Below are 12,448 nucleotides of genomic sequence, written 5' to 3'. Positions count from 1 at the left end.
ACCACTGCGAGGCGTGGTCACCTCCGTGGTCCAGCACCATCCGTACCGCTCGCTGCCGCACCTCAGGCGAAAACCGGTTCGACGTCTTCTTCGTCATGGCTCCAACCTCTCAAGGTTTGAAGCCTCCGGCAAACCCGGGGCGGTTCACTCTGCCACCTGGATTACGTGCTGATGCGGCGCCTGTACCTCGATCTCCACCGCCTCAAGGTTCGGCGCCCAATGCCGTAGGATCTCGGGGCGGCCGGTCGCATCCAGGAGCAGCAGCGCCGACTGCCATGCATCGTGGAAGTCTTTCCGCCACGTGAACTGGATGGCGGGGCCGGTGCCCGCGCCGTGGCCTAGATCCGCTTCGGGGACCAGGGTGACGTTGACGCTGCGCGCGTCTCCACTGGCGAGGAAGACGGCGATGCTCTCCGCCAGCCTCGGACGCAGTCGGGTGAACCCCTGCGCGGCGGCGTCACCGAATGCGGCTATTGCCTCGGCGCGGGTAGCGCTCTTGGCGATCTTCACCTGCGGCTTGGTGGCCCACTCCAACAGCGCCATTTCACGCGCCGCGTTGAGGCCGGTGAGCTCGTCCGGCGCCTCGCCCATCCACTCCACAGCCTCACGGAACAGCGGCCCCGGGGGGTGGTTGGTGAGGGCTTCGAGCACTCGGCGCCGCAGGTACAGCAGCCGCTCGCGGTCGGCACCGGTAAGGTTCGGCGTGGCCTCCGATTGCAGCGCCGACAGGGCCAGTTGCACCGGGCGCTCATCCATGCCGCCGAGGCCGGCGCCGCTTATGTCTTCATCCACGATGCAGGCAGTGGGCTGAACCGGGACGCTCTTGCCGTCCACTTTGGTCCGAGGCCATCCGGAAAAGGGCGCGTTGAACTGCACCTGGTGCGGTGCGACGTGGACCTTAGCCGTCTTGTTATTGCGCTCTTGAGCGAGATAGGAGCACCCTGCATTGAAGACGCAGGCGGCGCATCCGGCTGTCGCGCCCTGGCCTGCTGCACTCGCAGCGCCCGACAGCTCCGGGTCACGACACATTTTCTCGCCCGGTCGCTCCGGATCGTCGGCGTCCATCCCACGCCACACCGCCACCTCGATGTGCGGGTGCTGCGCGGCGACATCAGCCGCGATTTGGTCGCCAAGCTTGTGGCGGGGGTGCGCGAACAGCACCGGGCCACGCCCTGCCGCTTCGCCCGCGGCCAACAAGGCCGGCAGCGCGTCGATAGCGGAGAAGGTCTTGCCGCCTCCGACCGTGACGGCGATCAGCAGTTGCGGCGTTTCGCCGTTGGCTATCTTCTCCGCGAAGCCTGCTATCGCCTTCCCTGCCACCCGCTGCGCTTCAGCCAGGGGCACACCCCGGTCAGGGTACGTCGGCTCGACCGGCCGCGCTGCCTCGGCTTGCTCGGCCTGGTGCTTCTCCCGCTCTCGGTCCATCGTCCATTCGATGCGGGCGCGGAGGTTGCCGGGGTCAGCGTATCGCTCGATCTCGGCCGAGCTACGGCCGCCAGGGTCAGCGCTTAGGATGCGCCCGCGCAGCAGCTCGATCAGCGCGTCTACGTCGGGGTTCGGCCAGTTGGTGGCGATGTAGCTGGCGATGGCGGCGTTGATCGGCCCGTGGAACCCATGCACCAGGTCGCCAATGCGCGCCAGGAGAGCAGGGAAGCCAATGCCGGCAGCGCTGGTGCCGCTGCCTGCACCGGGTCTGTAGACGGGCCTCACGGGCTCGGCGGGGATCTCAAGCGTTGCCGCGTCGGCGCTGCCCCATACCAGCACCGTGCGCCGCCCTGCCAGCGGATCGCGCAGCCCAGCGCCGAACACGGGGCCGGCGGTGTAGTGCGGCTGCACAGTGCGCAGCCCCATGGGGTCGATTGCCTTGTGTCCGACCTTGGCGTTGATCGCATTCGCCCAACGGATCAGCGCGGCTTCGCCCTGCGGCTCGGTCAGCCAGAACCAGAGGTGCGCGCCGGTGCCACTGCCGGGCTTCGAGACACCGGCCCAGCGCGGCTTCATGCCGGCGGCGGCCTCGGCCTCGGCCATCTCTCCGATGCCAGCGCTGGCGGTGAACTGCACCACCGCCGTCACACCCTCCAGCTCAGGGGCGAAGCCTGCGAACAGCTCGACCAAGAACCGCGCCACGTCGGCCGGATCGTCAATCACACTGGTCCCGGCCGGTAGCGGCACCTTGTCGGCATCCACCATGATCCATCGGCGGGGCACGTCGTCGAACGTCGCGGCCTCGCCCTTCTTCACCCGGCGGGTGCGCGTCAGGTCGGTGTCGGGGCGTGGCTCGCCGCGGATCACGCACGCCCGGGGGTCACGCTCGATCTCTACCAGCGCCGTGTGCAGCGCCTCGATGCCGTCCACCTCACGGCGGGTGACTGAGAAGTGCTTGGGCTCGGTGAACTCGCGCTTTACCACCATCCCGTTGGGGCTGATCGCGTATTCCTTCGCCATCATGCGGCGATGGTCCACCGGCCGCAGGATGGTGAGGCTGTCTGAGGGCGGCATCAGTAGCGCCCCCGCTCTGCCGCCGTGGCCCGCTTCCACACGACATCCGCCGCCTCGGCTATCCGCTCGGCGAACCCGGGCTGCAGTGCGAAGGCGGGGTATTCTCGACCACCACCACCGGCGATCATCGGAGCGGTCAGCTTCACCTTGCCGGCCGCGTCGCGCCTCGCCCAAAGCCCGGCCAGGCGGACTGTGGGCAGCGTCACCGATGCCAGTGCGCGGTCAGTGCCGAAGGGGCGGACGGTGATGCGCTGCAGCAGGTCACTGCCGCCGCATTCGCCCGTCATGCCCGGCTCACAGTCGGGTGCGGCGCTTCCCCCGGTCGGATGCCGATGTCCACCACCCGCATCTGCTTGAGGCCGGCGCGACGGCGTCGCAGGATCTCCGGGACGATCACCTTGGCCCATGCCGAGTGCCGGGCCGTGGCGGTCTCGATCAGCAGCACCCGCCGTTCCGCCGCGGTTGCCTCGGCGGTGAGCTGGTAATGGTGTTCCTGGCCTCCGGTGCTGTGGAGGATCACCACCGCAGCCCACGCCAGGAGGCGCCGCGCCTGGGGGAAGCCGGCCGGGCCCGGGGTGAAGTCCCCGTCATCGCCCAGCACCACCAGCAGCGGCCCGCGCTCTGGCTGTAGCAGCCTGTTGGCTACCCGTGCGCCGGGCGGCGTCTCGTGCAACAGGATCTCGCCCGCGAGGGCTGCACGGTAGATCGGATTGCGGAACCCGAACCCAGCAGCGCCTTGGATCGCCATCAAGGCGGAGATGGTTCCCGGTTCGGCGACGCGGAGCGTGCTGCCAGCGTCCTCGGTCCGGTTGCGGCCGGGGGCGCTCATGCCTCCACCGCCCGGCGGAGCCGCTGTTGCGCGCTCAGGGCGTCACCAAGGGTGAGGAAGGAGAGGATCGCCGCGCCGTCGCTGCTCAGAGCGCGGTCCATCAGCTGGACCCCGGTGGCATCGGGCCAATCGCACCCGGCGTCGTGGGTCAGGAAGGCATGCATCAGTCCGCGGCCCGGGCCGAAGATTGCTTCAGGCGTCGCGGCCAGCGGCGGGCGGGTGATGCAGACGAGGAATAGGCGGTCCTGGATGTGCATCCGGACCACGGCATCCCGCGCCAGGGTGAAGGGCGAGGCGCTCATACGCCGCGCCCTCGGCGTGAGGCCCGGTTGCACCAGCGGGTGACGTAGCGCGCCAGGTCGCGCTCATGGTTGGGGGTGAGGCGCTCAGGGCGCGGGAGCGCGCGGCCGTGCAGGGCCGGTTGCGGAGAAGGCTGGCGGCCGGTAGCGGCGCCATGGTATGGCTTCGTCATCGCTTGCTCAGGCCCGCTCTGCCTCGCCCCCGCTCGTTTGCCGCGGTTAGGGGTTAGGCTGGCGGGCCTGACTGCTTTTAGGCAGCGATGGCGGAGGTGGCGGCGCAGCCGAGGGCGGCGGCGATCTTCGGAAGATCAGCCCGCGCGACCGTCCAGCGCGCCGCGTCCCGCTCTGCAGGGAAGCGCGCATCCAATGCTGCGTTGTAGATCCTCCGGTATGGTGGGGAGCCTCCGGTCAGGCGGCGCAGCTCAAGCGGCAGCAGCGTCAAAGGGATACGGTCGGCTGTCATCGGGTGGCCTCTCATCAGTTGTGAATGAGTTGCCAGCCGTGCGGGCGCTTTTCCTGGCAGATGGCGGTTGCCGATCTTCGCCCGCCCCCTTAACTTCCCGGGTGTCAAGTGGACCGGGTCGCTCAGTATGGGGCGGCTGGTTTTCGTGAGGCGCCGCCCTGCCAGGGGCGGCGTTTTCGCTTTCAGGAGTTGTCTGTATGGCGGCGAACTCGGCCGCGACGGCATCGGCAACGATGCCTGCAGAGACAACCAGCAAGGCAAATGGGATCGTCGTAGTCCGGTTCACCCGCGCCCGGTTAGTGGGCGGCGCGAAGCCCGGTAAATCGCCCTGCGTGGCGCCTTGTGCTGCGAACTCCACCGTATGAAGAACGCCTGTGGCATCAACATGGGTGAGGCGAGCCACAGGGATGGACGGGGTGAGAGATAGTTGCCACTCCGTCTTTTCTGCCGCCGCCTCGGTGGCAGCGCGCAGCTCCGGGCCCATGCACGCCAGCATCCGTAGCGTATTGTCGATCATCTCGCCTAGTGTAGCGTACTCAAACTCGGCGCGGATGATCCGGCTGATTTCGGCAAAGCTCTGACCGACCTCGACCCGGTGGCGCTCCGTCGTGTGAATCGGCACCAGTGTACTCAGCCTGTCCACAGTGGCCGGCGCGTTGATCGGCATCGGGTCGGCCAGGGCCAGCATCAGGTTGGTTATGTGGTGGACCTGCAGATGGACCCGTCGGCTCCCCCGACCGCGGGGTGCGTCAGGCCACAGGTCGCGCCGTTCGCCCCGCAGTGACCGCACGTACCCCTCGCCGGTCGCTGGTGCGATTTCGGCAGCGGGGCAGAATTCTGCAAGCGCGTCGGTCCCATTCATCTAGATCAATCCTACACCCCTCCCCCCTCACGCGCAAGTATTTATGTGGCGGCCCCGCAAATCAAATCAGCTGCCAAGTGTGGGGTCTGGTGACGCCCCTCAGCTCAAGTGATGCGAGGCACCGGTGGCCGTGACGGGTGCAGAGTGACCCCGCTCTCCCCTACCTCTACGCGGGCGTCCGGGTAAGCTGCGGTGGCTGCGGCGAGGGCGTCGGTGAAGTGCGGCCGGAATTGCCGCACTAGCCGGAAGCCAGGACCAAACTGGTTGTGCAGCGAGGCCCAGGTGATTGAGGTCGATTGCCCCAACGCGTGCAGGCGGTAGGCCAGCCAGACGTAGATATCGAGCGCCATCGACTGGTTGGAGAGCTGGCGGATCGCGCTGTCGAGCAAAGGCACGGGGTGGTCGCTCAGCGCCCGGTAGAAGGCTTCATCCAGGGTCACCACGTCTTCGAACAGCGATCCTTGGTCACCATCATTCTCGCGGAAAAACAGGCCATTCCGCACGATGGCGCCGCGCTCGAAGCTGTCGCTTGCGCGGCCGGCCTCATCGGTGGTGGTCCAGAAGAACTTGATGCTGCAGGCCGAGATCCGACGCGCCTGGTCGCGTAGAGCCCGGACCGTCTCACCACCGACCGCCATCCCCATACGGCCCATCCAATCGCGCATGGAGCGGCCGAGGCGTACCTCCCGGCTCCGGGTGCGGACGGCCTGTGTCTGCAAGTAGATCAAGATCATCCGGGCGCGAGCGCCATAGGGTACGCCGAACAGCTCGGCAGGGCCGGGGCCAACCTTCAGGCGTCCCGGCTCAACCAGCAGCGTCACGTTGTGGCCGCGCTTTTCCCAAACATCGGCATCGGCCAGCCGCTTATGGGGGAAGGCAGTCAGGCAGAAGCCGGAGTAGGTGATGCCGAGGTTCTGGGCCTCATCTGCAAGCACCTCGGCCGCCACGTCCACAAGGTGACGATGCCGTGCCGGCACCATCTCCCGGGCCTTCTCTCGGCCATGCTGAATGACCAGGCGATGAATGTCCCCCACGGCTACTTCCCCGTCCCCCGGTGGACAGTGGTCGGTTGATCTCGTGCCCGTCAAGTGTGGGGTTTGCTGACGGAGCTATTAGAAAGACTAGTAGTATCTACTAGTTGTAGTAGTCACCTAACCCCACGGAATAACCGCGAATTGCGTCACCTTGCCCCACAGAAGCCGGCACCAGACCCCACGGGGTAACTGCTCCAGTCTGTGGATGAATGCTTTGCGCGTCACCAAACCCCACAGGATAATTGTCGGGCCGTCGTCCGGCGCCACCACCGGGACACCCGATTGCACCCTCAGGCGCCGCGCGCCACCTCCGCCCAACCATGTCCGATCCAGCCGCATCAGCCGCGTCGCCGCCGCACGCCACCGAAAGCCACCCCTTCTGAGCGGCCGCCTCACTGACTTGGCTGTGGTCTTGCTATAGGAGCCTGCGCGTGACGGCGTCCTGCGCCGGGACCGCTCTAGGGGGATCATGTCATGTTTGGTCTGTTCAAGTCGCAGGCGGCGTCGCTCGAGCTGACGCCGCGTAACTGCCTCGTCGTGTCCCTGGTTTACTGCATGGGCGCGGATGGGGAGATGGATGAGGAGGAGATCGGCCACCTCGTCTCCGTGCTCGGGCGCAATGCCTCGCGCCAGCAGATGGACAGCATCCTGCGCTATGTCCGTGCCACGCAGCCAGCGCAGTTCCTGGCCGATGCCGCGCCGCGCCTGCGCCCGGAGCAGAAGCTCTGCATCGTCCTAAACATGATCGACAGCGCTATGGCCGACGGCGAGGCGGAGCAGGGCGAGCAGCAACTGGTGATGCAGTTCGCAGAGGCTTTCGGCCTGACCGAAGCCGAGCTGACGCCCCACTTCCGCACCTTGGTCGCCAAGAACGATCGCGCGGTGCTGGACCGCTGATCCAGAAGCGCCTCACGTCTCGCCAGGGCAATACCCTGGCAAGACTATGCGCTGACGTATCGGCTGCTCATAGTTGGACCTTGGCGGCCGCGTTTCGGTGAATAGGCTGCCGCGCCGGACATAGCCGCAGCATGTGCAGATGGGCAGGCCATAGGCCATTAAATCGCCCTCGCCGCGATCCGGGCGACGGTGGCGGGATGCCATGCGCCCCGCCCGCTCGGGGTGGCGATGCCTCGGGCCGTCAGCGCCTTGGCGATGCCCTCCAGGGTAGTAATGCCCGCCGCCCGAATTTCAGCCAGGATCGGCGCCAGGTCGGCGGCACGGGCAGCAGCCTGTCGTACCTTGGCGGCAGCGGCGGCGCGGGCAGCGTCCGGGGTGCCAGCGCGTAGTTGTGGGTTGCCCAGCTTCACGCCGCGCGCCTTGGCGGCTGCCAGAGCAGCGCGGGTCCGCTGCGCGATCAAGCCGGCCTCCAGTTCGGCCACGGCGGCCATCTGCGTAACCAGGAACTTCCCCACAGGACCGGCCGGCACGGTCGGCAGGTCGCAGAACACAACGCCGCCCTCTCCCGTGCCTTCAACGATGGACAGCAGGAAGCAGGCGTTGCGGGTGAGGCGATCCAACTTGGCGATAACCAGGGTGGCACGGCGGGACCGGGCAGCGGCCAGCGCCTTCGCCAGCTCGGGACGGTCGTTGCGCTTGCCGCTCTCCACCTCGGTAAATGCGGCCGCGATGACACCGCCGACGCTGGCGACATGCCGCGCCACCGCCTCGCGCTGCGCTTCCAGGCCCAGGCCGCTCTTGCCCTGCTTATCGGTTGAAACACGGTAGTAGGCGACGAAAGCAGGGGTAGCAGCCATGGATTTTACGTTTCCATACGTCCATTTGACGGTTTGTGTTTATGTCCCATTTCGCTTTCCATCAAGCACATAAACGCATCAACGCATCGATGCGTACTAGGAATGTTGTCCGGTGTGGTGGTGTGTCCATGGACGGTAAGTGGCGGCAGATGGTCGAGCCATTGCAATCGGAGTGGCTACTACGACCGCTGCATGACAACCTTCCCTCGGCGGGGAGGCGGCAAATGGCATCCAAAGTCTTCCGAGTGCGCAGTATCACGGAGCTGAATGCCGCGATTGAAGCCCCCGAGCCAGGCGAGATCCTCGTCGAGGGCGATGCAGACCTGCTGCGCTACGCGGCGTCGCGCGTGGGTGCAGACGCAGAACTCGCTCTCAAGCGGCTCGACATCCCACCAGCATCTGCTTCTCCCAATGCCCCGGCCTCATCAACTCCCCCGCCGTTGCAGCCCACTACCCCGCCGGTTCCTATTCTGAACGAGGCGGGGCGGCGGCGCTTAGTTCTGCCTTCCTCGCCACCGCCGATCCCGCCCTCGCCGCAACTCACTCTGCCCGGACCGGTGCCTGAGCCGGTGCTGGCACCGAAGGCGCTGCCGAAAGCGTCTTGGCTGCCTTGGACACTCGCGGGCGGCGCTGCTCTCATGGTCATAGGGTTTGCCGCCGCTTTTTGGATGCTTGACGTATCAAAACTGGTGCAGGCCCCACCCTTGCCCGCCAGCCCGGACGTGCCGCCTTCAGCGCCAGCTCCACCCGCGCCTGCCAGCCCGGCCCCCTCACCCACCCCACCTTCAGCCACGCCGTTCCCCGCCCCAACTGCCGGAGCAGCGCCCGGGTGGCTATGGCCGCTCGTGACGCTCACCATCTCCCTCGCCGCTATCGCTGCCCTGTTCCTGCTCTCGCGTCAGGCGCTCGCCAGGGGTCACAACATCCAAATCAACCTGAAGGTCACCAAGCTGGTCGAGGGCTCGATGGTCATCGAGAAGAAGGTCGCCCGGGTTCGTGCTACCAAAAAGGCGGCCTAGCCCTGTCATGCGTGCATGCATTGAAGCGCTTCAACGCAGCCTTGCATCATTGCTTTGACGCATAGTGCATCCTGGTCCGATCTCAGGTAGCTTCCCCACCAGATGAAAATCTTGGTCCTCCACACTCCCAAGGGCGGCAGCGGCAAATCCACGCTGGCCCGAGAGATCGCCGTGGCGGCGTCGCTGGCCGGTCGCTCGGCCGCGCTGGCGGACCTAGATCCTCAGGGCACAACCTCGGGCTGGTACAAGCGCCGGAAGGCTGAGGCGCCTGCCCTGGTCCGCTACACCCCCGGCGCGTCGCTCGACCCGCTCCGGGCCGCTGGGGTCGATTGGCTGGTGGTCGATACCCCGCCGGCTACCCCGGCCTTCCTGCCCGGCCTGCTGGCGCTGGCGGATGCAGTCCTGGTGCCGGTGCGGCCAACGCCCGATGACTTGCTCGCCGCAGCGCCGATCGCGCGCAGCCTGGCGAAGCACTCGGCATGGGCCTTCGTACTGTCTCAGGTTCCGCCGCGATCTCGACTGACCGATGGGGCCGCGCGCCAGCTCGCTGCCCTCGGCCGGGTCGCCCCAGCGCAAATGACCTTCCGTGCCGACTTCCCTGCTGCCGCAATCGCAGGGCAGGCGGCCATGGAGTTTACCGGCAAGGCGGCGGAGGAAGCTGCCGCGCTCTACGCCTATGCAGTCCAGCTAATGGGGGAAAGTGATGCCACGTCCCAGGGGTGATCTCGGCGCGCTCGCCGTGCCGAAGGATGCCGGCCCCGAGATGCCACCGGCAGCCCCGTCGCCAACTTCCGAGGCCCCGCCGAGCGGGAACAAGGCTTATGCCCATACCCTCAGCCTGCGCCTGACGGCGGAGCAGTATCGCCGCCTCCGCCGCTACGTCGCCGGGGTGGAGGATCGGACAGGCCGGCGGCTCACGCACCAAGCGGTCATTGAGGCGGCGCTGGCGGAGTATCTGGATCGGCAAGGCGGCTAGGCTCGGTAATACGCTTAGACGCGGATGTACTGATGTATTGATGCATCGAGGCAAGCAAGCTCGTACAGGCTACCTCTCAGGCTAAGCGGGCTATCCACACAGATATGAACTTATAAGTAGAATATCTATGAATGAAATTCGGGACTTACCGACGGCGAAGCATTTGCGATATGCCGTTCCTCACGAATACGTGAGGAAACGCAATGCATTTGGAAAGCGGCATCTTCGGCGGTGAGTTCCTGCCCGATGGCACCTTCTCTGAAGTCTTCGTCGCCCGGGTCGTGATTCCGCGCAGCGAGTTCGCCCGCCTTGGCCTCGGAGACTATGAGCGCCCCTCCCGCCTCCCTGCCTGTCTCGCCTGGTGCTACGCCAATCTTGGCCTTGGAGGCACCCGATGGAGCGTAATGCTGCGGGACAGCACCGACGCTCTGATCTACTTCGCCAGAAACCAAGACGGCATCGCCTTCCTTGCCCGCTGGGCCGACGATGTGGTCGCAGAGCAGCCTGTGATGGCTGCTGCATGATGCGTTGATGCGGTGCTGTATTGACGCAGCCTGCGGGGCCAGAGATCGCGGAGCGCCCAGCTACGGATTGAACTCGAAGAATCCAGGTTGCCCTGGTGGCCCCGGGCGCTATTCCCGCGAGGGCGTTCCGGCGGGGCGGTAGCGATCGGAGCGGCATGAGCGACAGCGAGCAAGATATAGGCAAGGACGGAACGATTTGATTTCTGGCCTATTTGCCGCTGGCAAACTCGTTGTGGTTCTCGACCGGGTGCCGCTGCGGCCGGATGGTGATCCGTCTAGCGGGCCCGTTGGCCGGTCCGGCGTACCCCGCCTGATCAGGCTGTCGCAAACATCGCGGTGTCACACCCCTGACCCCATCATGGGGCGGACCACATCGACCCCGGAGAGAACCGTGACCCCGGTAGCGGTCAGCCTCCACTTCGGTGCTTGACCTGGAAGCCCCTATTAGAGAACGGGCACTAAAGCCGTCACCGGTCGGTGGCGCTGCGGCCATCCCCGTCGCCCCTGGCGCCTGTGCGGCCCACACAGGCCGAAATAGACCGTAGCTGGGTTGAGGCGATCGCCCGCCTGTTAGCGCGAAGCTGCGGTTACAGGAGCGGTATTGGTCAGACTTCCCCCGCTGCGGTGTTGAGCCGGTAGCCGCGGCGCTCGGTCAGCAGCAGCTGCACCTGCGACGGGTCCGGCTCGATCTTCTGCCGCAGGCGGTAGATGTGGGTCTCCAGTGTATGGGTGGTGACCGTGTTGTTGTAGCCCCAGACCTCGTTCAGCAGGATCCGCCGCGGCACTGGCCTTCCGCCGGCGCGGTAGAGGAACTTCAGGATCTTGGCCTCCTTGTCGGTGAGCCGCACCTTGCGGTTCCGCGCCGGCTCCAGCAGCAGCCGCGCGCTCGGGCGGAACAGGTACGGCCCGATGGGAAAGAATGCGTCCTCCGAATTGTCGAACACCCGGAGCTGGGCGCGCAGCCGTGCCAGCAGCTCGTTCAGCCGGAACGGCTTGGCGATGTAGTCATTGGCCCCTGCGTCGAGGGCGCGGACCACGTCGTGCTCGGCATCCGCGCCAGTCAGCATGATTATCGGCATCTTCATGCCGTCGCGCCGCAGCTTGGCGCACAGGTCGCGGCCGTCGCCGTCGGGTAGGCCGATGTTGAGCAACACGGCATCGAAGTAGGCATCACTGGAACAGAGTTTGGCGGCGGCCTCCGCCACACTAGCTGCTTCGACGGGGAGGAAGCTGCCATCAGCGATCAGTTGCTCGGCCAGGGTTGCGCGCAGTGTAGCGTCGTCTTCGACGATCAGGATTGGGCGGGCGGCCATTAGAACCCTCAGGAAGACAACCCCTCGCCAACCCAGCGGGAGCTTCCTCAGGGTGGTAGCCGGCACCAGAACGTTAATCCATACTAATATATCATATGTGAAACATATAGCTGTTAGACACGCTTACTGAGACCTCTGCGAAACGCCTCGCTGGACGGGCGATGGGCTGATTCGCTGCGCCTCGTGACAGAATGGCGGGGCGGGGATGGGTCAGCGTCGGATCGGACAGGCGAGCCTGGCGGAGGCGCTGCTGCCGGCGGGTGTGGGGTCCAATCGCCGGCTGGACCGCATCCTCGACCTGATCGACTGGTCTCCCATGGAGCGCCTTCTTGCGCCGCTGCGCGTGCCCACAGGCCGGCCCGGCTATCCACCGCTGGCGCTGTTCCGCGCGCTGTTGCTGGCGCAGTGATACCAGCTCTCCGATCCCGGTCTCGAGGAGGCGCTGGCCGACCGGCTGTCGTTCCGGCGCTTTTGCGGCTTCGGCCTCGACGACGGCACGCCGGACGAGACCACGCTGTGCTGGTTCCGCGCTGCGCTGGCCGAGCGCGGCCTCGCCGAGGCGCTGTTCGCCGAGCTGAACCGCCAACTCGACGCCAAGGGCTTGGTGCTGAAGGCCGGCACACTGATCGACGCGACGCTGGTCGAGGCGGCGGTCGTCCGTCCGCCGCGGAGCGAGGGCGAGGTGTCCACCAAGGACCCCGAGGCCGGCTTCACCCGGCGTGGCCAGCGCAGCATCTTCGGGTTCAAGGGTAACCGTCGTCCTGACCTCACCTTGCGAAACGCCCTGCTGATGATGCCGTGTCGCTTTACGGCATGCGGCGGAGGTGGCGTTGGAGATCGAGGCGGAGGCGGCCGAGACCGGTCATAGGAGTGGTC

General features: G+C 66.5%; 14 protein-coding genes and 1 pseudogene. 7 read left to right on the top strand and 8 right to left on the bottom strand.

All coding sequences use genetic code 11. The features are described 5' to 3' along the window. Window positions 1-144: 144 nt before the first annotated feature. From H7965_RS26035 to H7965_RS26010, 6 genes are all read right to left on the bottom strand, one after another. Window positions 145-2,499 (bottom strand): hypothetical protein, encoded by a 2,355-nt coding sequence (locus tag H7965_RS26035; protein WP_186773467.1) that lies wholly within the window; start codon window positions 2,497-2,499, stop codon window positions 145-147. Further along, window positions 2,499-2,786: a hypothetical protein gene (locus H7965_RS26030; RefSeq protein ID WP_186773466.1), complete on the bottom strand. Its 288-nt coding sequence runs from the start codon at window positions 2,784-2,786 to the stop codon at window positions 2,499-2,501. The genes H7965_RS26035 and H7965_RS26030 overlap by 1 nt, the downstream gene beginning before the upstream one ends. Further along, the gene (locus H7965_RS26025; RefSeq protein WP_186773465.1) at window positions 2,783-3,328 is read right to left on the bottom strand and encodes a hypothetical protein; all 546 of its coding nucleotides are present in this window, start codon (window positions 3,326-3,328) and stop codon (window positions 2,783-2,785) included. The genes H7965_RS26030 and H7965_RS26025 overlap by 4 nt, the downstream gene beginning before the upstream one ends. Continuing rightward, a complete protein-coding gene (locus H7965_RS26020) occupies window positions 3,325-3,630 on the bottom strand; it encodes a hypothetical protein (RefSeq protein WP_186773464.1) in 306 nt (101 codons plus the stop codon). The genes H7965_RS26025 and H7965_RS26020 overlap by 4 nt, the downstream gene beginning before the upstream one ends. Before the next feature lie 419 nt (window positions 3,631-4,049). Further along, complete coding sequence (locus H7965_RS26015) at window positions 4,050-4,952, bottom strand: hypothetical protein (RefSeq protein WP_186773463.1); 903 nt, start codon at window positions 4,950-4,952, stop codon at window positions 4,050-4,052. 104 nt (window positions 4,953-5,056) lie between these two features. Further along, complete coding sequence (locus tag H7965_RS26010; RefSeq protein ID WP_186773462.1) at window positions 5,057-5,986, bottom strand: replication protein RepA; 930 nt, start codon at window positions 5,984-5,986, stop codon at window positions 5,057-5,059. 474 nt (window positions 5,987-6,460) lie between these two features. Between H7965_RS26010 and H7965_RS26005 the strand changes: the two genes are divergently transcribed. Then, window positions 6,461-6,883 (top strand): tellurite resistance TerB family protein, encoded by a 423-nt coding sequence (locus H7965_RS26005; protein WP_186773461.1) that lies wholly within the window; start codon window positions 6,461-6,463, stop codon window positions 6,881-6,883. Between the two features lie 158 nt (window positions 6,884-7,041). On the opposite strand, the gene H7965_RS26000 is transcribed toward H7965_RS26005, so the two are convergent. After that, window positions 7,042-7,740 carry a recombinase family protein gene (locus H7965_RS26000; RefSeq protein ID WP_186773460.1) on the bottom strand — a complete coding sequence of 233 codons (699 nt, stop codon included), beginning with the start codon at window positions 7,738-7,740 and terminating at the stop codon, window positions 7,042-7,044. Window positions 7,741-7,964: 224 nt separating this feature from the next. On the opposite strand from H7965_RS26000, the gene H7965_RS25995 reads away from it, so the two are divergent. From H7965_RS25995 to H7965_RS25980, 4 genes are all read left to right on the top strand, one after another. Further along, complete coding sequence (locus H7965_RS25995; RefSeq protein WP_186773459.1) at window positions 7,965-8,759, top strand: hypothetical protein; 795 nt, start codon at window positions 7,965-7,967, stop codon at window positions 8,757-8,759. Between the two features lie 102 nt (window positions 8,760-8,861). After that, entirely contained in the window at window positions 8,862-9,482 is a 621-nt protein-coding gene (locus H7965_RS25990; protein WP_186773458.1) for a ParA family protein, read from the top strand. Next, the gene (locus tag H7965_RS25985; RefSeq protein WP_186773457.1) at window positions 9,463-9,735 is read left to right on the top strand and encodes a hypothetical protein; all 273 of its coding nucleotides are present in this window, start codon (window positions 9,463-9,465) and stop codon (window positions 9,733-9,735) included. Before H7965_RS25990 ends, H7965_RS25985 begins: the two co-directional genes overlap by 20 nt. Window positions 9,736-9,938: 203 nt before the next feature. Beyond that, window positions 9,939-10,259, top strand: coding sequence for a hypothetical protein (locus tag H7965_RS25980; RefSeq protein ID WP_186773456.1), 321 nt, complete (start codon window positions 9,939-9,941; stop codon window positions 10,257-10,259). A gap of 605 nt (window positions 10,260-10,864) precedes the next feature. Here the strand turns inward: H7965_RS25980 and H7965_RS25975 are convergent. After that, complete coding sequence (locus H7965_RS25975; RefSeq protein WP_186773455.1) at window positions 10,865-11,572, bottom strand: response regulator transcription factor; 708 nt, start codon at window positions 11,570-11,572, stop codon at window positions 10,865-10,867. Window positions 11,573-11,777: 205 nt separating this feature from the next. Here H7965_RS25975 and H7965_RS25970 point away from each other — a divergent pair, with 205 nt between their 5' ends. Together H7965_RS25970 and H7965_RS32060 are read left to right on the top strand one after the other, a co-directional pair. Then, window positions 11,778-11,981, top strand: a complete 204-nt coding sequence (locus tag H7965_RS25970) for a hypothetical protein (protein WP_186773454.1) — start codon at window positions 11,778-11,780, stop codon at window positions 11,979-11,981. A gap of 12 nt (window positions 11,982-11,993) precedes the next feature. Further along, a pseudogene (locus H7965_RS32060) lies at window positions 11,994-12,440 on the top strand (transposase); the annotation flags it as partial. Between the last annotated feature and the right edge of the window lie 8 nt (window positions 12,441-12,448).

Origin of the sequence: Siccirubricoccus deserti, assembly GCF_014283215.1 — a bacterium.
Classification (GTDB): Bacteria; Pseudomonadota; Alphaproteobacteria; order Acetobacterales; family Acetobacteraceae; genus Siccirubricoccus; species Siccirubricoccus deserti.
This window is presented reverse-complemented; position numbering and strand designations above follow the sequence as displayed.